Genomic DNA, 22,994 nt, shown 5'->3' with positions numbered 1-22,994 from the left:
TCGGCTCTACATCCACATGGGGATGCCGGGCTGAGCCCGGCGCCGTCCCTTCATCAGAACCGCAGGTCCGCGCGCAGGTACCAGTAACGGCCACGCGGGATGTCGTAGGTCGATGCGTCATAGCCGTTCAACGAGCACGACAGGCAGATCGGCGGATCCTTGTCGAACACGTTGTTCAGACCGGCGGTCAGCTGCAGCCCCTTCATCCAGTCGATCTTGTAGCCCACCTGCATGTCGTGGAAGGTTGTGGCCGACAGCGTGTTGGTGCCAGCGGCCTGGTTGCTGCACACCGGGAACGCCACGGCGTCACCGCAGTCTTCAGTCAGTTCGGAAATGTGGCGTACCGTCCAGTTGGCACTCCAGTTGTCCAGCGTCCAACCGATGCTGGCGTTACTGGTCCATTCCGGAATCGAACTGTCAGCCACTTCCATGCCCGGCTTCTGTGGCTGCCGCTGGCCGGCCGCGCCGGTGGCTTCGTAGCGGCCGACGAAGGTGTTCTTCCAGCCCAGCTTGAACTGGCCGATCGAGCTCTGCGGCAGGGTCCAGAACAGGTCCACGTCCCAGCCGTCGGTCTTGATCGACCCCAGGTTGGTCAGGCGGTTGTTGAAGCTGCTGACCGCACCGGTGCTGGCACGGGTGATGCCGTCGCAGTAGATCGGGTCCAGCGTATCCACGCACAGGTCCAGCTGGGTCTGCGCGTTGATCGCCTGGATCGCGCCATCGATGTTGTGGCGGTAGAAGGTCACTTCCACATCGAAGCGCTCCGACCACGATGCATCGTTGCCGAACCAGGGGCTCCACACGAAGCCGGCACTGAAGCTGCGCGACTGCTCCGGTTCCAGCTCGCGGTTGCCGCCGGTGGTCACCGAGATCTGCGAGTTGGCCTGCTGGAAGCCCGCCGGCACACCCAACGCAGCACAGTTGGCCGCACTGCCTCGTGGCGGCGTCCCGCCCAGGCCGATCGAGCAGGGATCGAACAACTGCAGGTCGGCGCGCGCCGCCGAACCGTACAACTCGCCGATCGACGGTGCGCGGAAGCCTTCGGCGTAAGTGGTACGCAGCACGAAGTCATCGGTCACCTGCCAGCGCAGGCCGTACTTGGGCGTGAACTCACCACCGAAGGTCGAGTAATCCGAGTAGCGGCCGGCCAGACTCAGGTCCAGCTTCTTGCCCAGTGCCGAGTCGGCGAAGATCGGCACGCTCAACTCCAGATACGCTTCGTTGACGTCGTAGGAGCCGGACGTCGGCTGCGACGGCACGCCGTTGTAGTGGCCGATCACCGTCAGCGGGTCAGGCTGGTACGAGCCTTTGTACCTGCGGTGTTCGACGCCGGTGGCGAAGGACACCGGGCCGGCCGGCAGCGTGAACAGATCGCTGGACAGGTTGGCGGTGAACAGGCTCAGCTCGTTCTGGCTGCGATCGCGCACCACTGGCTGGATCCACTTCAGCATGTCCGGCGTGATCGAACCGACACCCCCGAAGATGTTCAGCGGCACACAGCCTGGCGTGGCCGCGCACACCGCCGGATCACCCAGCGCCATGTTGACGTTGTAGATGTTGTAGCTGCCGTAGTTGGTCTGCTCGGCCTTGTTCTTGCTGTACATGCCGTTGACGTCCCAGTACCAGCTGCGGTCGGCCGCCTGGAAGTTGCCGACCAGGCCGGTGGCGAAGTAGCTGGTGTCCACTTTCTGCTCGAACACGCGCGCGCCGCCTTCCACCGGGCGGCGACCGATCAGGCTCATGTTGCCCGACGACACCAGGTCGAAGCCGAACGGGTTGTACGGGTTCAGGGCCGAGACCACGATGTTGTCGGCCAGCGGATTGCCGGTGGCGCCGTCGGGGCCGAAGAACAGCGGCTCCGGGCCGGCCTGGTTGGTCGACTCGCGGCGGTTGCCCAGCGCTTTGACGTACCACTGCACGTTGTCGGTGATGTCGAAGCGGAACTGGCCGAACAGGCCCTTACGCTCCGACGGCGTCAGCACCATGTTGTATTCGGCGAAGTTGAAGCGGTCGGCGCTGGTGAAGCAGTGGTAGTCGTCGGTGCGGTTGCAGCCGGCGCTGCCGTCGTAACGCGGGCTGCTCACGCCGGTGTTGGGCACGATGTCCTGTTCGGCACCGGTGTTGGGATCGACGAAGGCAAAGCGCCCCTGCGGAATGCCGCCGCTGCCGAAGGCCAGGCCGGTGCCGGGGATCGGGAAGCGCGACTGCTCGCGGTCCTTCGCATACACCGGGTCCTGCTTGGTCCAGCTGGCCCCCAGGAACAGGCTGTAACGGTCGCCGCTCTTGCCCCAGGCCAGGTCCACGCCCTTCTGCGTGCCATCGCCCTTGCCGTACTGGCCATAGTTCAACGTTACCTGCCCGCCATCGAAATCGCGGCGGGTGATGATGTTGACCACACCGGCGATGGCATCGGAGCCGTACAGCGATGACGCACCGTCCTCCAGCACTTCGATGCGTTCAACGATGGCCAGCGGAATGGTATTGAGATCGGTGGCCGAGCCTACGCCCGACGCCGAGGATTCGTTGACCCAGCGGATGCCATCAACCAGCACCAATACACGCTTGGCACCCAGGTGGCGCAGGTCCACCTGCGCCGAACCCGCGCCGACGCCACTGCCGTCGGGCGGGAAACCAAAGTTGCCCGACGAATTGAACTTGGCATTGAGCGCCGAGCCCGAGCCGGTCAGCTGCTGCAGCACTTCACCAATCGAGGTCAGACCGGTGCGTTCGATGTCGGCGCGATTGAGGGTCTGGACCGGCACCTGGCCTTCCACTTCAGCACGCTTGATGCGGGTGCCGGTGACTTCGATCGCGTCCAGATTGGTGGTGGTCGATTGGGCAGCAGCACCCAACGGTGCCAGGGCGGTCACGCACAGCGCGACGGCAACCGCCAAGGGGCGGTGGTGCAGGTAATTCATTCGCTCTCTCTCCAAAGGAATGTCGGGACATGGACTACCGCGCTCCCCCCTGCATGGCGGCAGCGTCTCCTTTGTAAACAAGTGGTAAAAATCGCGGCGTGATGCCCGACACTATTTCACGCGAATTTGACGATTCTGAAAGCAGATGTCGTCAAATAGCGACGTATTCACCGAAAGCCGGGATCGACATCGGCCGCTTCATGAGCACCTGCTGCCAAGTGCGGCCCTCCATCAGGAGGGCCGCATCGGTGAAGCGCTCACTGCACGAACGCGATGCGTTCCATGCCGGTGGCTTCCGCGGCCGCCAGGATCTTGGCCATGCCGTCGTACTCTGCCGACGGATCGGTGCTGATGCGCAGCTGCGGCAGGTTGCCGGCATGCTCGCTGGCCTGCGCCTGCAGGCGCGACTGCAGATCGCCGATGGCCATCGGCTGCCCGTCCCAGCTCAACTGGCTGGACGCATCCAGCCGCAGCTCGATCGGCGGCGGCGGCTCGGGACGATCAACCACGCGATCGGTGGCCTGCGGCAACTGCACGTTGATCGGCCGTGACAACATCGGCGCGGTCACGATGAAGATGATCAACAACACCAGCATCACATCCACCAGTGGCGTGACGTTGATGTCCGCCAGTGGGCCGCTTCTTCCTGCGCTACTGAATGCCATGTGCCGCTCCCTGCAGCAGGGCCCGTTGCCCCAGCCCAAACCTACGCCGGGTGGCCCGCCGCGCGGCAGTGCGGATCACCTCATCATTCAGCTGTCGTTGCCATCGTCAGCCGTGTACACAGTGCGAAACTGAATTCAGCCACCGCCCGCTATGCTGGTCGCCATGACCCGACGATCTTCGACCGCCCTGTCCCTGCTCCCGCTGGCCACCACGCTGCTGATCGGCTGCGCGAGCGCCCAATCCCTCGATGCCCAGAACGCCCAGTTGAAGGCCGCCATCGCGGCCGCCGAACGTGGGCAGTTCGACCCTGGCCAGGCCGCCGCGCTCAGCCGCCATCCAGCGTATGGCTGGCTGGAGTTCGCCAACCTGCGGCGCAACATCGACACCGTCGATACCGCGCAGGCACAGGCCTTCCTCAAGCGCTACCAGGGCCAGGCCGTGGCCAACAGCTTCCGCAGCGCCTGGTTGCCCTCTGTCGCACGCCGGCAGGACTGGCCGACGCTGCTGGCCAACTGGGTTCCGACCGACAACCTCGGCCTGCGCTGTGCGCAGCTGACAGCACGCCAGGCCACCGGCAAGGTGGACCCGCAGTGGATTGGCGAAGCGCAGGACCTGTGGCGCAAGAACGGCAAATCGCTGCCCGATGCCTGCGACGCCGTATTCGCCGTGCTGCAGGCGCAGGGCGGCATGAGCGATGCCCTGCGCTGGGAACGTATCGATGCCGCGGCCGATGCCCAGCAGCCAGCGGTGATGCGCTCGGCCGCCCGCGGCCTGCCGGCCAGTGATCTTGCACAGGCCACCGCCTACGCCGCCTTCGTCGACAAGCCCAATGCCAGTGCCCTGAACTGGCCACGCAACGAGCGCAGTCGGCGCATCGCCACCGATGGCCTGGCCAAGCTGGCCAAGGCCGACCCGGACGCCACCGAACAGCAGCTGCCGCAGTACGCGCAGGCGCTGGGCCTGAGCGCCGAGCAGCAGGGCCAGGTGCGTTACCAGATCGCCCTGTGGACGGTCGCGTCCTACCTGCCCGATTCGGCCCGCCGCTTGAATGCGGTACCCGATGCGGTCTACGACGAACGCCTGCACGAATGGCGCGCACGCGAGGCGATGTCGCGTGGCGATTGGCCGGCGACGCTGGCAGCGATCCGCAAGATGGGCCCGACCCAGCGCAACGATTCGCGCTGGCGCTATTTCGAAGGCCGCATGCTGGAAAAGACCGGCCAGGCACAGCAGGCGCAGCCGCTGTTCCGCGAAGCCGCCCGCGCGCCGACCTTCCATGGCTTCCTGGCGGCGGACAAGCTGCAGCAGCCCTACACCCTGTGCCCGTGGAAGCCCAACGACAGCGCGCAAGCGCAGGCCGTGGTGGCACGCGATCCGGCCATCCAGCGGGCGATGGCGCTGTACCAGATCGACCGCACCGGCTGGGCGGTGGCCGAATGGAACAACGCACTGTCGCGCTTCGATGACACCCAGCGTCGCCTCGCGGTGCGCGTGGCGCAGGACAACGGCTGGTTCGACCGCGCGGTGTTCTCGCTCGGCAAGCAGAAGCAGGAGCAGCGCCTGTACGACCTGCGCTTCCCGCTGCACCACGACGCCACCATCCGCCGCGAGTCGGCACGCAATGCAATCGACCCGGCCTGGGTGGCTGCAGAGATTCGTGCCGAGAGCACCTTCACTCCGCGCGCGCGTTCGCCTGCCAACGCCATGGGCCTGATGCAGGTGCTGCCCGCGACCGGCGCTGGTGTGGCCAAGTCCATCGGCCTGACCGGCTACGGCGGCGCTGACAGCCTGTACGACCCAGACACCAACATCGCCATCGGCACCGCGTACCTGCGGCAGCTGATGAACAAGTACGACGGCCTGCCCTACGTCACCATCGCCGCCTACAACGCGGGCCCGACGCCGACCGCACGCTGGCAGACCCAGCGCCCGGGCTTCGATCCGGACCTGTGGATCGAGACCATCAGCTACAAGGAAACGCGCGAGTACGTAGCCCGCGTGCTGGCCTTCAGCGTGATCTACGACTGGCGACTCAACGGCGATGCATTGCCACTGAGCGACCGCCTGATGGGCCGTCTGGTGGACAAGCGCAAGGCCTTCACCTGCGCCGCCAACGCCGACCAGGGCGGGGATTGATCGCCCGCCTTCTGTAGAGCCGAGCCCACGCTCGGCTGCTGTCCTGTCCGATAGCGCTACCGCCCGAGCAGCCGAGCATGGGCTCGGCTCTACAGGTCGGGCATGCGATGATCCCGGCCATGAAGATCTATCTTGTCGGCGGCGCCGTGCGCGACCGCCTGCTGCAGCGCCCTGCCGGCGACCGTGACTGGGTCGTCGTCGGCGCCACGCCCGCGCAGATGGAAGCGCAGGGCTTTACCGCCGTCGGCCGTGATTTCCCCGTGTTCCTGCATCCGAAGACCGGCGAGGAATACGCGCTGGCGCGCACCGAACGCAAATCCGGCCGTGGCTACCGCGGCTTCGTGGTCGATGCCGACCCGGCGGTGACGTTGGAAGAAGACCTGCTGCGCCGCGACTTCACCATCAATGCCATCGCCTGCGATGAAGACACTGGCGCGCTTGTCGATCCCTATGGTGGCGTGCGCGATATCGAGCAGCGCGTGCTGCGCCATGTCGGCCCTGCCTTCGTCGAAGACCCGCTGCGCGTGCTGCGCGCGGCGCGCTTCATGGCCCGCTTCGCTTCGCTCGGTTTCACCGTCGCGCCGGAAACCATGGACCTGATGCGCGAGATTGCCGCCAGTGGCGAGCTCGACGCGCTGGTGCCCGAACGTGTGTGGCAGGAACTGCGCAAGGCACTGGTGTGCGAACGCCCGTCCGCGTTCCTGCGTACGCTGCACGACGCGCACGCGCTGGGCCCGATCCTGCCAGAGCTGGAAGCGTTGTACGGCGTACCGCAGCGCGCGGAATTCCATCCGGAAGTCGATACCGGCATCCACCAGGAAATGGTCAGCGACATGGCCGCGAAGCTGGCGCCCGGCGATGACCTGGTTGGCTTCGCCGCACTGACCCACGACCTCGGCAAGGGCCTGACCCCGCCCGGGGAATGGCCGCGCCACATCATGCACGAACAGCGCGGTATCACGCCGCTGAAAGCACTGTGCGCGCGCCTGAAGATTCCGACCGAGCACCAGCAGTTGGCCGAGGCGGTATGCCGCGAACATCTGAACGTGCATCGCATCGACGAGCTGCGCGATGCCACCGTGCTGGAGCTGCTGGGCCGCTGCGATGCGCTGCGCCGGCCCGAGCGCGTGGCGCGCATCGCGCTGTGCTGCGAGGCCGACAAGCGCGGCCGGCTCGGTTTCGAGGACAGCGATTACCCGCAGGGCAAAACGCTGAAGCGCCTGCATCGGGCGGCGTTGTCAGTGCAGGCGCGTGACCTGGATACCACCCATTTGAAGGGTCCAGCCATTGGTGAGGCGCTGGCCAAGGCGCGGGTGAAAGCCATCGCCGCCGCCCGTTGAGAGGTAGTGCCGGCCGCTGGCCGGCACCCCCTGCATCCACGTTGTCAGTGCGCCATCCCACGCGTGATCGCCGCGGCACGTTCCTTCAGCTGCGCCACCGCGTCGGGGATCATCTCCATGCCCACGTCCAGGCCCGGGTTCAGCACCAGGCCAACGCCCTCGCCGATGCCCGACAGCAGCGCATGCACCGCGATGGGCATGGCATGGGCGAACTGCGGCAGCTGCTCGTGCCAGATTTCCGCGCGCTCGGGCGCAGTGAACACCGCGAACATCGGCTCGCCGCCTTCGCTGGTCAGTACCAGCGGCGAAATGCTCTCGTCCCAGGCACCGTCCTCACCGATGGCCTTGTCCAACAGCACGAACACCGGCGCGGTCAGCAGGCCGTCGAGGAACTGCGAGGCCGTGAGGGTTCCATCCTGGGCCTGCAACAGGCGCACTTCCAGGTCGTTGGCGGGTTCGAACGGCGTTTCGTGGTCCATGGTCGGTTCCGGTACGTGGTTGCTGGCTGCAACTCTAGCAGGCCCGACTCAAGGCTACGTACACCGCATCCCGCCCCGGATGGGCCTCAGCGGCCGATCAGGCTTTCCGCCGGAATGCCGAGGTTGCGGTGCAGGTTGCGGATCATCTCCAGGGTCAATCCACGCTTGCGATTCAATACCTCATACACCCGGTTGAGCTGACCAATGGAGGGCACCAGGTCCTTGACGGTCAGACCGCCCTGCTCCATGCGGAAGCGGATTGCCTCGATGGGGTCCGGCAGCTCGATGGGGTAATGCTTCGCTTCGTAGGCCTCCACCAAGGTGGCGAGAATCTCGAACCGGTCGCCTTCTTCACTGTCCAGTGCGGGCTCGTTGTCGAAATAGGCCTCCAGCTCGCGCAACGCGTTCTGGTAGTCATCTTCTGTGCGAATGGGACGAATGTTCATTTTCCCTCCACGGTCGCTACGTCAATCCGGTCGTATTCGGCATGGGTACCGATGAACTTGATGTAGACCATCTGACGCTGATAAGTAACGTCGACAATCAACCTGTGGCTGTTGCCTTTGATGTTGAAAACCACGCGACTGCCACCGATGAAACTCGCACTCGCATAGCAACTGCGGATGTCATGCGGACTCGCCCAAGTGGCACGCCTTACTTCGTCGTGCCAAGCCTTCAGCGGCTGCTCGCACTCTGGAAACCTCTCCCAGTAGCGCCTGAGCGTAGACAGCGCGAAAACTCTCACAGGGCCATCTTAGTCCCAATTTGGGACATATGCAAATCATGAGCCATCAAACGCCTCCGTCTCCCAGCCGCCACATCCACCCTGCCACTGCCAGCCCGGCCACCACCACCAGCATCACCGGCAGGCCGAAGCGGTGCCGCCACGGGATCGGCACCCCACCCAGCTGCTGGTCCATGCTTTCGGTATCCAGCACCCAGCCATGCTCGCAGCCGGTGCAGGCCAGCTCATAGCGGCGCTGGTAGACGAAGCCGAACAGCAGGTCGATGCGCGCCATCTTGTAGCGCAGCTGCGGCGCGAATTCGGTTTCGGTCTGGCAGCGCAGGCAATGGTGCGCTTCGGTGGGGCCGACAATCAGCACCCGTTCGTGTTGGCCGATCAGCAGCATCGGTCAGCGCCCCGCACAGGCCGGTTGGGCCAGCAACCAGGCCTGGGCAGCGGCGACGGTTGCAGCATCGTCACGTCCGTTGCGGTCCCGCATCACGTTGGCGGTCGACATGCCGGCGGTGGGCAGCATCGTTCGAAGCTCAAGCTGCATTCGACGTTCCTTCGTCATTGATGAGTACCGCAGCATACCGCCTCGGCGCACGCGCAAGGTGTCGTATTGGGCCCATACGCAGCGGGCTGCGATTTGCAACTTTGCTCATGTCATCTCACGAGCGAAAGCACGAAGGTGGTTCTGCCAGCGCCACCTGCGTTGGCCGGGATTGGCGTCCTGAATCAATGAGCAAAGATGACCGATTGCCTCGCTGCAGGCACTCGCGACAATGCACCACCTGCCGGTTCATGGCGGGCGGTGCGTGGGGACTCTCGGGTCCGTCGGCTTCTTCTTTGCTCTTGACCGGCACGCCAACCCGCACCGCCCGCCACCTTGCATCCCGCAGGTGGCCCAGTCCTGTGAGGTTGTTGCCATGACCACGCTCTACCCCACCTATCCGCGCCTGCACACCTTGCTGGGCGATGCCCTGCCCGACCTGCAGCTGTCCAACGCCACTGCCGAGGTGTTGGAAGACGCGCTGACCGAAGCGGATGAATCCGCTCCCACGCCTGCCTTTTTCAAGCGGTTGCGCGACATCACGCGCTGCCACGCCGCCGACGGCGAGCCGTGGACGGAGCTGCGCATCACCCCGGCACGGGCGCGCGATCTGGCCGGCGCCACGCGCTGCCTGCTGGCGCTCTCGGCATTGGGTGGTGTGTTGTTGGCCACGCAGGCCGCGCGTGAACTGGACGACGCGGAGGCGCAATGCCCGCCGCAGACCGAGGAAGGGTTGCTGTATGCGGTACAGCTGCTGGCCGATCACGCGGGTGCGTTGTTGGGGCGTTCGCCGTTGTGATGCAGGTGCCATGACGCCGGTTGGATTCGTGTCAACCAACGTCGACACCTACCAGAGCGGTCATGTCGCCGGTTGGATTTGTGCCGACCAAGGTCGGCACCCTCCCAAGCAGCCAACGTGGCGGGCGTCACCAGTCCGCGCGCAGTCCGATGTTGCCTTCGATGATGCGGCGCGTGCCGTTGTCGCTGCCGCCAACCTCGCGGGTGTAATCGGCCACGGCATACGCGCTGATCGTGCGGTTGAATCGCCCGACCACGCCGACACCGGCTTCCAGTGCGCGCGAGCGCTGCGGATTGATGATCGCATCACTGTCGAACAGGATGCGGTCCTCGCCCGAGCGGCCGTGCCAGTAGTTCAGCTTGAAGTACGGCTGCCAGCCGTTGTCAGCCAGTTGGTAATCACCCGTCAGGCGCAGGCCGACGCGGCCGGTCCAGGCGTTGTCGTTGTCGAAGGAAACGGTAGAGACCAGATCACGCTGGTCATCGAGCGAACTGCGCTGCCAGATCACCTGCAGCTGCGGCTCCAGCCACCACGATGACTGCCCGAACTGCAGCAGTGGCTTGCCCGCTTCCAGCGACAGCGTGGTGCCATCGCCCTTGAGGTCGATGCCCAGCCCGCGCGACGAACGCGTGCGGCCGTCGTAGCGGCTCTGCATCGCCACTGCGTCGATGTAGCCGCCGCTGCTGTCGGTCAACGTCCAATACAGGCCCACGTGCTTGTCGTCCAACCGGCTCTGGCCCACCAGCACGTTGTCCCAGCCAATGGCCAGGCCGGTGATCCTGCCATCGGCACGGGTGCGGCCGACGAACACGCCGATCTGGTTGCGGTGGTTGTCGGCGGCAGCGGCCCATACGTCCAGGCCCGCCTGCACGCCCATCACGTCGCCATCGAAGCCGGGCCGTGCATCGCCCTTCCAGTGGATCTCGCTGCTCTGCCCCACCAGCCGCCCCCACGCGGTGCGGAACGCGCCCTGGCTGTACAGCAGGCGCTGTTCGCCCTGGCGCTCGTGGAAAGTACCCAGGCTGGCCAGCGAGGTCTCGCGCAGCAGCGGGGGCACCACGGCGTAGGCGGCGGTCTCAAGGCGGTACAGCGGTACCAGGCCATTCGCGTCCGGTGCGGCGGGTCTCGCCCCCTCACTGGGCGGCGGCGCACCGGTAGCGGGAAGGCTGCCACCGGCCACCGGCACGTCCGGCACCGGGGGATCGCTGGGCGGTGCCACGGGTGGCGGTTCCGGCGGCGGCGGCGGTGGCGCGGTCTCGCCGGCGGTCAGGTCAGGATCGATGGCACCTTCCGGTGGCGGCGGGGGCGCCGGCGGAATCGGCGGCGGCGGTGCCACCGGTGGCGTCAGCGGTGGCGGCGTGGCGGTGCCATTGCCATTCGGTGCCGGCGTCGGCCCGCTCGCCAGCGTCGAGCGCAGGTACCAGTTCTCGCTGGTGCCAGCACTGACACCGCCCTTGAACAGGAAGTACTCGTAGGCACCGGCCGAGACCGGTGCGAACAGCGAGAACGCACCGGGCGCCGTGGTCGCACCGTTCAGCGCCTGCACCAGCAGGATGCCGTCGACCAGCGTGGCCGCCCCGCTGCCGCCGGCATTGAGGACGCCGATGCCGGTGGTGCCGGTCGCGGCGCCGCCATCGATCACCAGCCGGTCGCTGATCGAGTTGTCCGTGCCGAGCACCGTGCGCAGGTACAGGCCACCACCATCGCCACGGTAGTTGCCACGCACGGTGAACACATCGCCTGCGGCCGTGCCGGTCAGGTCGATGCGTCCGGCGTTGACCATGTCCACCAGTGCGGCGCTGTTGAATGGACGGATGGCATGGCCACCACTGCCCGCGTAGACGGTACTGGTGTCATCCACAGTGAGCGCACCGCTGCCGGTTGCACTGTCACCCAGCACCAGATCGCCATCGAAGGTGAGTTCGGTGCTGTTGGCCAGACTGATCGCTTCCCAGTTCTGGAATCGACTGACACCAGCAGTTTTGACGTTGCTGAAATTGAGCCGGTCCACACCGCTGCCACCATCGAACAGCGGCACCGCACCGATGTTGCCCTGGTTGAGGTTGCTCAGCGTGGCGACGTCGTCGTCAGGGCCTGCGTCGATGGCGCCGTACACGATGCCGCCGCCGTTCCAGTTGAAGGTGTCGTTGCCGGTGCTCAACAGCACCTGGCCACGCACGGTGCCATCGGTGATGGTCACGCTGTCATTGCCGCCGCTGACGCTGATGTTGCCGCCCACATAAGCGGTGCCGGAGATGATGATGGTATCGGTGTCGAAGCCGGTCACCACGTTGCCATCCACGGTGCCACCGGACATGTCCCACAGGTTCTTGTCCAGCTTCATGTTGACCCGGCCGATGCGGCCACCGGTCATCCAGGCCTGGTCGCCATCTTCGAACGCGCCGACGATGCGGCCACCGCTCATGCGGAAGGTATCGATGTTGTCGCCCTGCTGCAGGGCACCGATGGTGCCACCGGTCATGACGAAATCGTCGCGGCCACTGCCCTGCGTCACCAACCCGGTGATGGTGCCGCCATTGACGGTCAGCTGGTCATCGCCGTTGCCCTGGTCGACACTGTCGATCGTGCCATCGGTGAGCAGCAGCACATCGTTGCCATCACCCTGCTGGACACCGCCAGTGATGCTGCCGGCCAGCATCTGCAGACGATCATTGCCGGCACCGAACTGCACGCCGATGCTGCCACTGAGGGTGCCGCGGTTGACCAGCACGCTGTCGCCGGCGCCACTGAACTGCAGCGCGGTACTGCTGGCAGAACGGATGCTGCCGGTGTTGTCGACGCGACTGCCACCGCCAAGCTGCACCGTGGCACCGCTCGCCGAGCTGATGGCCCCCAGGTTGGTCAGCACGTGGCTGCCAGCGCCGAGCAGGGAAATGGCACTGCCCCCACCTGCCTGCTGCAGTTGGGCGCCACTGCCGACATTCACGGTGATGCCTGCTGCGCCAGTTGCAGTGATCGCTGCAGTCTCGGGATTGGGCGCGGCCGCACTGCAGGTGACGGTCTGCCCGGCTGCGGGCGCGGAGGCGTCACATCCCGCCCATGCTGCCGGGGTGGCCAACGCGAGCAGCGGGGGCGCCGTAAGGATCTGCAGCAGGGAAATGGTCAAACGGCGCCGGCGGCACCCGGGCGGGACGACATGTGACATACGGCACTCCTGGGTCGAAAGGATCAGGAACTGCGGATGCTATGTAGGCGCTGCTGACGCAGTCTGCCACTGCCGTGAATGATTTCGATAGGTGAAATTACAGGTAACCGGTCACGTTTTCGATGTGAAGTTTGTCCATGCTCACGCAGCCCGCATGTCGATGAATCGGTTCACCTTCGACGGCCCGTGGAGAGCATCGACGCATGGCGTGGATCCACCAGGCGTGTGTTCGCCGTTTTGGTTGATCCACGCCATGCGTGGATGGTGTTTCCACCGTGCGATACACACGCTCAGATCTTCAGATAAATGCGACGTCGGTCCAACCACCACGCCACTCCCCACCACAGCGCGACGAACGCCAATGCCTGCAGCATCGACGCCAGTTCCACTGCCTGCGGCAGGGCGGCCGCCAGCTGCTGCCATACCCCCCCCCAGGCGCCGGTCGCCAGCAATATCACCGACATCACCGAGGCACCCAGATAGGCGGTAATCGCATTGACGCCGAAGCGCCGCCCCAGCGCCGGCCACCCCTTGCGGTCGATCAGCACGTGGCCCAGCCACAAGGCCAGCGCGGCCAGGCCTCCGGTCCACAGTACGTAGCTGGGCGTCCACAGTTGCTTGTTGAGCGGCAGCACGGTGGTCAGCAGCAGGCCCAGCACGGCGGTGACCGCGCCCAGCGCAGCCAATGCACCGGCGCGACCACTGCGCAACAAGCCGCCGGCCAGCAGGCCCAGCACGGTGCTGGCCAATGCGCCGAGACTGCTCAGCAATCCTTCGGGGTCATGGCCCAGACCGGTATCGGCCTGCCATTGGTAGATCCACGGCGCGAACAAGGTAGTGTCCAGACGGCTGGCCGGGTTGGTCCACGGCGCAAGATCGCCGATGCGCAGCAGCAGCGCGGTGTAGCCCACCAGCAGCGCCAGCAGCACGGCCGCCTGCGCGCGCGGACGCGCATACACCGCCAGCACGCCCACCACGGCCGCGCACAATGCAATGCGCTGCAGCACGCCCCAGATGCGGAAGTGATGCGTATGCAATGCCCACCACACCAGCAGGTGCAGCAGCACGCCGGCAACGGCGATGCGCAGTGCGCGTTCCAGCACGCCACGGGCAAGTGCCGGCCGTGCACCCGGATCCAGCGCGCGCGGTGCGACGCTGAAGGCCATCGACACACCCACCAGGAACAGGAAGAACGGGAACACCAGGTCGGTCGGTGTACAACCGTGCCATTCGGAATGGCGCAGCGGTGCGAACACCGCACTCCAGTCACCAGGGTTGTTGACCAGCAGCATCGCCGCAACGGTCATGCCGCGCAGGGCGTCGATCGAGCCCAGCCGGCGTGGCGGCGTGCTGCCCATCGTCAGGCCGCCTCGTACTGGCCGGCGATCCACGTACCCCGCACCTGCAGCGCATCGTCCAGCAGCACCAGGTCGGCCTGGTAGCCCTCGGCGATGTGGCCCAGGCGATCATCGACATTGAGGAACTGCGCCGGATAGGTCGAGGCCATGCGCGCGGCTTCGGCCAGCGGTTGCCGCAGCAGCTGCACGGTGTTGCGCAAGGCGGTGGCCATGTCCAGCGCCGAACCGGCCAGCGCGCCGGCGGCGTTGCGCACGACGCCGTCGATGGCGGTGATGGTTTCGCCATACAGCACGTAGCTGGGATCGTCGGCACCGACCGGCGGCATGGCATCGGTCACCAGCAGCAGGCGGCCACGTGGCTTGGCCGCCAACGCCACGCGCAGGCTGGCCGGATGCACGTGCACGCCATCGACGATGATGCCGATCCAGCTGTCGCGATCTTCCAGTGCCGCGCCCACTGCGCCGGGCTCGCGGCCCTGCAGCGGCGACATCGCGTTGTACAGATGGGTGAAGCCACGCACGCCGGCATCAAGACCGGCACGGATCTCTTCATACGTACCGGCGGTATGACCGGCAGCGACGATCACACCACGTTCGACCAGCGCACGGATGGTCTCCAGCGGCACGCGCTCGGGCGCCAGGGTCAGCAGGGTCACGCCGTTGTCCAGCGACGACGCCAGTTCGATCTCTTCCGCGTCCGGCACGCGGAACTTGCTGGCATCGTGCGTGCCTTTACGCGCCGGTGCGATGTACGGGCCTTCCAGATGGATGCCGATCACGCCCGGCACGCCCTGTGCAATGGCCTCACGCATCGCATTGATCGCCTCGCGCATCACACCGAGGTCATCGCTGATCAGGGTCGGCAGCAGGGCGGTGGTGCCGAAGCGGCGATGCGCCTGCGCGATGGTACGCAGCGACGCCACGTCGGGTGTGTTGTTGAACAGTGCGCCGCCACCGCCATTGACCTGCACATCGATGAAGCCGGGCAGCAGCCAGCCGCCGCCCAGGTCCACCGGCTCGTCGGCCGTGCCCAGCTGCGGTGCAGCGTCGGGCAACAGCGCGCTGATGTGGCCGTTCTCGATCACGACCGCAAGATCATCGCGGAACTCATCACCGGCAAGAATGCGGGCATTGCGCAGGACGGTTGCCATCACACCGTCTCCGTTACCTTGTTCAGATGCGGCGGCAGGTCAGGGTTGAAACCACGGCGCAGGGCCAGCGCATTGATCGCGCGATAGAAGCTCTGCACCGTCAGCAGCGGCGCACACAGCGGATGCGGCGCAGCAGCGACCGGCAGGTTGCCGCCGGCACCGGCCAGCCACACCTGGGCGCCACGTGCGGTGAATTCTTCAGCCACGGCACGGGTGCCAGCACCGGTTTCATCGGGCTGGGCAAAGGCCAGCACCGGGAAGCCGCGATCGACCAGCGCCATTGGTCCATGCTTGACCTCGGCAGAGCTGTAGGCCTCGGCGTGCAGGCTGCAGGTTTCCTTGAACTTCAGTGCGGCCTCCTGCGCCGCGCCGAGGCCCAGGCCACGGCCCAGCACGAACAGGTTGTTGGCCTCCACCAGGCCGTCGGTCACTGCACTCCAGTCGCACTGCCAGGCCTCGCGCATCGCGTCCGGCAGCAGGTCCAGGGCATTGCGCAGCGCGCTGTCCTGCTTCCAGTACGCCGCCAGCTGCAGCAGCGCGGATAGCGAGGCGAGGTAGCTCTTGGTCGCCGCCACGCTTTTCTCCACGCCGGCATGCAGCGGGATCACCGTGTCGGCCAGCTGTGCCAGCGGCGAATCCTCGACGTTGACCAGCGCCACCACGCGCGCACCAGCGGCCTTGGCCGCCTCGGCATTGCGCAGCAGGTCCGGGCTCTTGCCGGACTGCGAGATGACGATGAACAACGCACCGCGCAGCTGCAGCGGTGCGGCATAGACCGAACCCACCGATGGCGAGGCCGAGGCAACGACCAGGCCCAGCTGGGTCTCCAGCAGGTACTTGCCGTAGGTCGCGGCATGATCGGAGCTGCCACGTGCGCAGGTCACCACGAACGGCGGCGGCGCCGCGCGCAGGCTGGCCGCCAGCGTCTCCATCACGGCATGGTTGCGGGCGAACTGGCGGGCAACGACGTCGGCCGCTTCGGCGGCCTCGGCAAACATCAGGGTGGCGGTGGGGTCGGACAGCGACATGGCAGGCTCAGGAAGGATCAGAAGGAAGGGGGCGGGCGGCAGCAGGTCGCATCGGCGCAGTCGAGCCACGCACCACCAGCTGTGGCACGAAGCCCTGGTTGTGCAGCGACGCCGGCGCATCGTCGTAGGCATCGCTGCGCAGCTGCGCGATCAGCAGGCGCGCGGCATGGCGGGCGATGTCTTCGGTGGCCTGCTTGGCGGTGGTCAGCGGCGGCCACGACTGGCGCGAGAACGGGCTGTCCTCGAAGCCGGCGATGGACAGGTCGTAGGGCACGTTCATGCCGGCCGACTTGGCCGCGGCCAGCACGCCGGCCGCGATTTCATCGTTGGAACCGAAGATGGCGGTAGGCGGCTCGCGCAGTGCCAGCAGGCGCCGCGCACCGCGGAAGCCGTCGTCGAAGGTGTAATCGCCCTGCACCACCAGGTGCTTGTCCACGGTCATGCCGTAGTCCTTCAGCGCGGCTTCGTAACCGGCGTAGCGCTCGCCCGAGGACCGGTGCGAGCTGCCACCCCAGAGGAAGCCGATGCGCTGGTGGCCCAGCTGGATCAGGTGCTCGGTGATTTCGTAGGCAGCTTCGCGGTCGTCGACAAACACGCAGGCGCCATCGGCCGGATCTTCGGTGGCGGCGATGATCCGCACCAGCTTGATGCCACGCGCGGTGAGCGCCTGGATCAGGTCGCGACGTTCGGACATCGGTGCGGTCAGCACCAGCCCGGCCAGGCGCGAGCGCTGCACCCAGTCGGCCAGTTCATCGGCCAGCAGCGGCGAGCTGGAATCGCATGGATGGATCTGCAGACCGAAGCCGGTTTCCCGGCAGGCGGCGAGCACGCCGTTCTGCACACCGATGATGTGGTACGGGTTGGGGTTGTCGTACACCAGCCCGATCACGAAGGTGGTGCCGCTGCGCAGGTTGCGCGCGGACGGATCGGGTTCGTAGTCGAGCTCGGCAATGGCACGCAGCACCCGTGCACGGGTGGCCTGCATCACCGAGGGCTCGTTGTTGATCACCCGCGACACCGTCTTCAGCGAGACCTTGGCCTTTTCGGCAACGTCCTTGATGGTCGCTCTGCGCATCGGCTTTTCCTGGGGTTGGCTGCCGTCCATCATCGCCGATCAGCCCTTGTCCTGCGGCAGGCCGACGCGATGGCCGACCACCGAGTAGAACAGGATGTACAGGTAGCACGGCACCATCAGCAGCAGGAACACCAGCTGGAAGTCGATGTGCTGCTTGAGCACGGCGAACAGCTGCGGAATGATCGCGCCACCGGCGATGCCCATCACCAGCAGCGCCGAGCCGGTTTCGGTGAAGCGGCCCAGGCCACGGATCGCCAGCGGGAAGATCGCCGGCCACATCATCGCGTTGGCAAAGCCCAGCAGCGCCACGAAGGCGACCGACACGTAGCCATGGGTGAAGAAGGCGCCCAGGCAGAACACTACGCCCAGTACCGCGGAGATGGTCAGGTAACGCGACTGCGAAACCACTTTCGGGATCAGCAGCAGGCCCACCACGTAGCCCACCAGCATCGCGCCGAGGGTGAGCGAGGTGAACATCTTGGTCTGGTCCAGCGGCAGGTCGAAGCCATGGCCGTAGGTACCGATGGCATCACCGGCCATCACTTCCACGCCGACATAGACGAACAGGCACAGCACGCCCAGCCACAGATGCGGGAACTGGAAGATGCTGCTGCGCTCGGCCTTGCCCGGTGCGCCGGCAGGCGTGGCATTGGCCTCGGAGGCCTTGATTTCAGGCAGCGGCGAGAACAATACCGCCACCGCCAGCACCACCAGCAGCCCGGCCATGGCCAGGTACGGCGCGTGGATCTTGGCGGCGAATTCGTTCAGCAGCTGCGCCTTGGTGGTTTCATCGGCAGCGGCCACCGTGGCCGACAGATCGCCGATGCCGTGCAGCACCACCGTGCCGATCAGCACCGGCGCCAACATCCCGGCGATCTTGTTGCAGATGCCCATCATCGCGATGCGCCGTGCGGCGGTTTCGATCGGGCCGAGGATGGAGATGTACGGATTGATCGCGGTCTGCAGCAAGGCAAGTCCGCTACCGATCACGAACAGGCCGCCAAGCGCACCGGGATACCAGCGCTGCGTGGCGAATTCACCGAACAGCGCCGCGCCGCCGGCCATCACCAGCAGGCTCAGGCTCAGGCCCTTCTTCATGCCGGTGCGGCGCAGGATCCATGAGGCCGGCAACGCGAGGAAGAAGTAGGACAGGTAGAACACCATCAGTACCAGGAAGGCACCGACTTCGCTGAGCTCGAAGGCGAGCTTGACGAAGGTGATCAACGGTCCGTTGAGCCAGGTGAAGAAGCCGATCAGGAAGAACAGCACGCCAACGATGGCGATGGAGGAGGCCACGTTCGGGCGTGCGCTTGCAGCGGGGACGGCGGACATCAGGAGGGCTCCTGCGGCGACGGTCGCAGAAGGCGACGTCGGAGAGTGGCTGGGAACAACGTTGTCACATTCTTTCGATGGACGGCGGCGGTTTGTCAACTTCATTCCACACGCGCTGATCACGCATGCTGCGCTGCGGGAGGCTGCTGCGGGCGTCCGTGCTGAATGCGCTTTACCCCTAGAGCCCCGTGCTGCAAAGGTTCTGACGTCGACACCGCACTCACTCCATGTAAACGTTTACTGCACGTCGCATTCGCTGCGGCGCAGCAACGAAAGTGTCACGAACTCGTTGACATCGTTGTCAACGCGGTTACAGACTCCGCCCAATCGCCGGGCCTGTATCGGGTCCGGTCCCACCTGCAGCAGGAGCCCGCGTGACCGCCAGCCACCCCGCCCCGGCCCATGTCCTGTCCCGTGTCGCGCCCTCGTTCCTGGCCGCCGACGTTGGCGGCACCCATGTGCGCGTCGCCCGGGCCCAGGCCAGTGGCGACGATGCGCATCCGGTGCAGCTGCTGGAGTACCGCAAGTACCGCAATGCCGATTACGCCGGCCTGAGCGCGATCCTGTCCGACTTCCTCGGCGACAGCGCGCGACCCAGCCAATGCGTAGTGGCCACGGCCGGCTTCGCCCGCGAAGACGGCACTGTGATCACCGCCAATCTGCCGTGGCCGCTGTCGGCCCGCCAGGTGGAAGCCGAGGTCGGCCTGCAGCACGTGCACATCGTCAATGACTTCGAAGCCGTGGCCTATGCCGCCGCGCAGGTCGATGCCAGCGGTGTGCTGCACCTGTGTGGCCCGGACAGCGCCCCCCGCGGCCCGACCCTGGTGGTCGGCCCCGGCACCGGCCTGGGTGCAGCATTGTGGATTCCCACGGCCAACGGCCCGGTGGTCCTGGCCACCGAAGCCGGGCAGCCCACCCTGGCCGCCAGCACCGAACTGGAAATGGCGATCGTCCGCCACATGCAGCGCGACCGCGCGCATGTGTCGATCGAACATGCGATCTCCGGCCCCGGCCTGATGAACCTGTACCGCGCGATCTGCGCGCTGCAGGACCAGGTACCGGCGCTGGCCAGCCCCGATGCGGTCACCGCCGCAGCGATGGCTGGCACCGATCCGCTGGCACGGCAGGCGCTGGATGTGTTCTGCGGCCTGCTCGGCAGCACCATCGGCGACATGGCCCTGTTCTATGGCGCCCACGGCGGGGTCTACCTGGCCGGCGGAATCCTGCCGCAGATCCGCGAGTACCTGCGTACCAGCACCTTCGTCGAACGCTACCTGCAGAAGGGGCCGATGGGCGAGGCGCTGGCACGCATCCCGGTGAAGGTGGTCGAACACGGACAGTTGGGCGTGATCGGCGCTGCCAGCTGGTACCTGCTCCACGCCGACGCCTGAACCTGCAAACGGCTTCAACGCAATCGCAGCACGCAGTACGTGGCACGCCAATGCCCGGGACATCGCCGCCGCCCCGCGCACGTCATCGCAACCGCAATCCCATATCGCCGCCGGCATCCAATCGAGTGATGAGGAGAGACATCATGAATACCCGCAAGACCCTGCTTTCGGCCGCCATCGTCAGCTGCATCGCCTTCAGTGCGCACGCGCAGCAGGCCGCCCAGACCGCCACCGATCTGGACACCGTCACCGTTACCGGCATCCGCGGTTCGATGGAGAAATCGCTGGACACCAAGCGCGAAGCCAATGCGCGCGTGGAAGTGGTCACCGCCGAAGACGTGGGCAAGCTGCCGGCGCACAACGTAGCCGATACCCTGCAGCGCCTGCCGGGCGTCAACATCAGCTCGTCCAGCGCCGATGAAGGCGGCTTCGACGAAGCCGACCGTGTCAGCCTGCGCGGCACCAGCCCCAGCCTCACCCAGACCCTGATCAACGGCCACACCGTCGGTTCGGCTGACTGGTTCGTGCTCAGCCAAGGCAACAACGTCGGTCGCAGCGTCAGCTACTCGCTGCTGCCGTCGGAACTGGTCAGCTCGGTGGAAGTGAACAAGTCCTCGCAGGCCAAGCTGCAGGACGGCGGCACCACCGGTACCGTCAACATCATCACCCGCAAGCCGCTGGAGTTCTCCAAGCAGTTCACCGCTGAAGGCTCGATCGGCATGGTGCGTTCGGACCAGGCCAAATCGAACGACCCGCAGTATTCGGCGCTGTTCAACTACAAGAACGACGAAGGCACCTTCGGCGTGATGGTGCAGGGCTTCAGCCAGAAGCGCGAACTGCGCCGTGAAGCGCAGGAAATTCCGGGTGGCTTCTTCAAGATCGGCGCCGGCGATCCGGTCGCCAAGACCAATCCGGACCTGATCGGCGTGAACGTTCCCGGCCTGCTGGGTTCGACCCTGTTCGAACAGACCCGTGAGCGCAAGGGCGGCCTGGTCTCGCTGCAGTTCAAGCCGACCGACACCCTTACGCTGGGCCTGAATGGTTTCAGCTCCAAGCTGGAAGCCAACAACTACAACCGCAACTTCATGATGTTCGGCAACAGCTTCGCCAAGTCGCAGGCGCCGAATCCAGGCTATGTGGTCAAGGACGGCGTGCTGACCAACGCCACCTACGCGGGCGTGCCGGGCACCAACTACGCGGTGTACGACATGATCTACCGCGAGTCGACGGCCAAGTCGAGCTACGTCACCTTCGACGCCGACTGGCAGATCAGCGACAGCCTGACCGCCAAGTTCCAGGCCGGCAGCACCAAGGGCACCGGCGAGACCCCGCGCCAGTACATCGCCGAGGTCACCGTGGGCAGCGGCGGTGGCGCCAGTTGGGCCACGCACGGCAGCGGCTCGCCGATCGACTGGAACGTTGGCGGCGACCTCTCGCCCAACGGCGTAACCAGCTTCGGCACCTGGGGCAACCAGCAGGTCACCGCCGAAGACAAGGAGAAGTGGGCCACGCTGGACTTCAACCAGTACTTCAATGACGGTGGTGTGCTGAGCTCGATCGACTTCGGCCTGCGTTTCGCCGACCACAAGCGTGAAGCGCTGTCGCCGGAAGGTGCAACGCCGGGTGATATCTGGAGTGCGCTGAAGAACGGTGCCACCTCCAACTATCCGAACGGTTTCGCTGGCGATATCGGCGGCACCTTCCCGCGCAACATCTGGTACTTCACCCCGGGTGCGTTGAAGGACGCGGTGACCAACAACTCCACCTGGCTTGCCGGCAACGACGGCCCGACCGGCCGCCACAACTACGGTGCCGAGTGGCAGGTGAAGGAGAAGAACTTCGCCGGTTACGTCCAGGCCAACTTCCGCGGTGACTGGTGGAGCGGCAACATCGGCCTGCGCTACGTCAACATCAAGCAGGACATCAACACCTACAACGCCGTAAGCAAGGCCGCCGATGCAGATGTCAGCAGCCTGTTCGGCATGTGGGAGAGCGTGGCCTTCCAGAACAAGCGCAACCGCGTGCTGCCCAGCGCCAACATCAAGTTCGACCTGGACGACAACCTCGTGCTGCGCGTGGCCGCTTCGCAGACCCAGACCCTGCCGGACTATTCGGCGCTGGGCGCATCGTCGTACGGTTCGGACCTGAACCGGACCGGCGGTGGCGGCAACCCGAACCTCAAGCCGACCCTGTCCACCAACCTGGATGCGAACCTGGAGTGGTACTTCATGCCGCGCGGCCTGCTGTCGGTCGGCGCTTACCACATGGACCTGAAGGACTACATCGCCTTCGACGTGGTCTCGCGCCAGCTGTACAGCGAACTGACCAACCAGCTTGAGACCTACCAGATCTCCACCCCGATCAATGCCGACGGCAAGGTCACCGGCGTGGAAGTGGCCTACGAACAGCCGATCGGCGAGTACTTCGGCGTCAATGCCAACTACACCTACGCCAACGGCAGCACCGCGCACACCTGGTCCGACGGTTCCCACAACCTGCTGGGCACCTCGAAGAACACCTACAACGTGGGTGCCTACTTCGAGAACGAGCGCTTCGGTGCACGGGTGAGCTACACCCACCGTTCCTCGTTCCTGATCAGCCTGTCGGGCACCAACCCGTACTACCAGGATGACTTCGGCACGCTGTCGGCGTCGCTGAGCTTCAAGGCCACCGACTGGCTGAGCATCAGCCTGGATGGCCTGAACCTCAACAACCCGACCTACAAGTACTACCAGACCGCGGCCATTCCGACCTCGTTCTACAGCAACGGTCGCCAGTACTACCTGAACTTCCGCTTCAAGTACTGATCCAGCGGCAGCTTCATCGCCGAGTCGTGCACGCACGCCGGGCCTGGGTCATTCCGGGCCCGGCGTTTTTC

18 protein-coding genes are annotated in these 22,994 nt (G+C 65.9%); 5 read left to right on the top strand and 13 right to left on the bottom strand.

The window, feature by feature from the left end; genetic code table 11:
* Nucleotides 1-53 precede the first annotated feature (53 nt).
* A complete protein-coding gene (locus HUT07_RS02605; protein WP_176019607.1) occupies nucleotides 54-2,918 on the bottom strand; it encodes a TonB-dependent receptor in 2,865 nt (954 codons plus the stop codon).
* 257 nt (nucleotides 2,919-3,175) lie between these two features.
* The gene (locus tag HUT07_RS02600) at nucleotides 3,176-3,583 is read right to left on the bottom strand and encodes a biopolymer transporter ExbD (protein WP_176019606.1); all 408 of its coding nucleotides are present in this window, start codon (nucleotides 3,581-3,583) and stop codon (nucleotides 3,176-3,178) included.
* 151 nt (nucleotides 3,584-3,734) lie between these two features.
* Between HUT07_RS02600 and HUT07_RS02595 the strand changes: the two genes are divergently transcribed.
* Both HUT07_RS02595 and HUT07_RS02590 read left to right on the top strand, forming a co-directional pair.
* Entirely contained in the window at nucleotides 3,735-5,720 is a 1,986-nt protein-coding gene (locus tag HUT07_RS02595) for a transglycosylase SLT domain-containing protein (RefSeq protein ID WP_176019605.1), read from the top strand.
* A 119-nt stretch (nucleotides 5,721-5,839) separates the two neighbouring features.
* A complete protein-coding gene (locus HUT07_RS02590; RefSeq protein WP_176019604.1) occupies nucleotides 5,840-7,060 on the top strand; it encodes a multifunctional CCA addition/repair protein in 1,221 nt (406 codons plus the stop codon).
* Nucleotides 7,061-7,104: 44 nt separating this feature from the next.
* Here the strand turns inward: HUT07_RS02590 and HUT07_RS02585 are convergent, their stop codons facing one another.
* The 5 genes from HUT07_RS02585 to HUT07_RS02565 form a co-directional block, all read right to left on the bottom strand.
* Complete coding sequence (locus HUT07_RS02585; protein WP_049467432.1) at nucleotides 7,105-7,539, bottom strand: SseB family protein; 435 nt, start codon at nucleotides 7,537-7,539, stop codon at nucleotides 7,105-7,107.
* An 86-nt stretch (nucleotides 7,540-7,625) separates the two neighbouring features.
* Nucleotides 7,626-7,985, bottom strand: a complete 360-nt coding sequence (locus HUT07_RS02580) for a transcriptional regulator (protein WP_100462573.1) — start codon at nucleotides 7,983-7,985, stop codon at nucleotides 7,626-7,628.
* Complete coding sequence (locus HUT07_RS02575; protein WP_176019603.1) at nucleotides 7,982-8,284, bottom strand: type II toxin-antitoxin system HigB family toxin; 303 nt, start codon at nucleotides 8,282-8,284, stop codon at nucleotides 7,982-7,984. The genes HUT07_RS02580 and HUT07_RS02575 overlap by 4 nt, the downstream gene beginning before the upstream one ends.
* Before the next feature lie 46 nt (nucleotides 8,285-8,330).
* A complete protein-coding gene (locus HUT07_RS02570) occupies nucleotides 8,331-8,669 on the bottom strand; it encodes a hypothetical protein (RefSeq protein ID WP_176019602.1) in 339 nt (112 codons plus the stop codon).
* 3 nt (nucleotides 8,670-8,672) lie between these two features.
* Entirely contained in the window at nucleotides 8,673-8,819 is a 147-nt protein-coding gene (locus HUT07_RS02565; RefSeq protein WP_176019601.1) for a hypothetical protein, read from the bottom strand.
* A 373-nt stretch (nucleotides 8,820-9,192) separates the two neighbouring features.
* On the opposite strand from HUT07_RS02565, the gene HUT07_RS02560 reads away from it, so the two are divergent.
* Nucleotides 9,193-9,615 (top strand): hypothetical protein, encoded by a 423-nt coding sequence (locus HUT07_RS02560; protein WP_176019600.1) that lies wholly within the window; start codon nucleotides 9,193-9,195, stop codon nucleotides 9,613-9,615.
* Between the two features lie 127 nt (nucleotides 9,616-9,742).
* Here the strand turns inward: HUT07_RS02560 and HUT07_RS02555 are convergent, their stop codons facing one another.
* The 6 genes from HUT07_RS02555 to HUT07_RS02530 form a co-directional block, all read right to left on the bottom strand.
* Nucleotides 9,743-12,781: an autotransporter outer membrane beta-barrel domain-containing protein gene (locus HUT07_RS02555; protein WP_176019599.1), complete on the bottom strand. Its 3,039-nt coding sequence runs from the start codon at nucleotides 12,779-12,781 to the stop codon at nucleotides 9,743-9,745.
* 290 nt (nucleotides 12,782-13,071) lie between these two features.
* Nucleotides 13,072-14,139, bottom strand: coding sequence for a heparan-alpha-glucosaminide N-acetyltransferase domain-containing protein (locus HUT07_RS02550; protein ID WP_176019598.1), 1,068 nt, complete (start codon nucleotides 14,137-14,139; stop codon nucleotides 13,072-13,074).
* Nucleotides 14,140-14,141: 2 nt separating this feature from the next.
* Nucleotides 14,142-15,290, bottom strand: a complete 1,149-nt coding sequence (gene nagA, locus HUT07_RS02545) for an N-acetylglucosamine-6-phosphate deacetylase (RefSeq protein WP_176019597.1) — start codon at nucleotides 15,288-15,290, stop codon at nucleotides 14,142-14,144.
* The gene (locus tag HUT07_RS02540; RefSeq protein WP_100553557.1) at nucleotides 15,290-16,318 is read right to left on the bottom strand and encodes an SIS domain-containing protein; all 1,029 of its coding nucleotides are present in this window, start codon (nucleotides 16,316-16,318) and stop codon (nucleotides 15,290-15,292) included. The genes nagA and HUT07_RS02540 overlap by 1 nt, the downstream gene beginning before the upstream one ends.
* A gap of 7 nt (nucleotides 16,319-16,325) precedes the next feature.
* Nucleotides 16,326-17,393, bottom strand: coding sequence for a LacI family DNA-binding transcriptional regulator (locus tag HUT07_RS02535; protein ID WP_176019596.1), 1,068 nt, complete (start codon nucleotides 17,391-17,393; stop codon nucleotides 16,326-16,328).
* Between the two features lie 39 nt (nucleotides 17,394-17,432).
* The gene (locus tag HUT07_RS02530) at nucleotides 17,433-18,725 is read right to left on the bottom strand and encodes a sugar MFS transporter (protein WP_176019595.1); all 1,293 of its coding nucleotides are present in this window, start codon (nucleotides 18,723-18,725) and stop codon (nucleotides 17,433-17,435) included.
* A gap of 374 nt (nucleotides 18,726-19,099) precedes the next feature.
* Here HUT07_RS02530 and HUT07_RS02525 point away from each other — a divergent pair, with 374 nt between their 5' ends.
* Together HUT07_RS02525 and HUT07_RS02520 are read left to right on the top strand one after the other, a co-directional pair.
* Nucleotides 19,100-20,116, top strand: coding sequence for a glucokinase family protein (locus tag HUT07_RS02525; RefSeq protein ID WP_176019594.1), 1,017 nt, complete (start codon nucleotides 19,100-19,102; stop codon nucleotides 20,114-20,116).
* 143 nt (nucleotides 20,117-20,259) lie between these two features.
* Nucleotides 20,260-22,923 (top strand): TonB-dependent receptor, encoded by a 2,664-nt coding sequence (locus tag HUT07_RS02520; RefSeq protein ID WP_176019593.1) that lies wholly within the window; start codon nucleotides 20,260-20,262, stop codon nucleotides 22,921-22,923.
* Nucleotides 22,924-22,994: the final 71 nt, after the last annotated feature.

Source organism: Stenotrophomonas sp. NA06056 (genome assembly GCF_013364355.1).
GTDB lineage: Bacteria > Pseudomonadota > Gammaproteobacteria > Xanthomonadales > Xanthomonadaceae > Stenotrophomonas.
The sequence above is the reverse complement of the archived record's forward strand: the minus strand, read 5'-3'. Positions and strand labels throughout refer to the sequence as shown.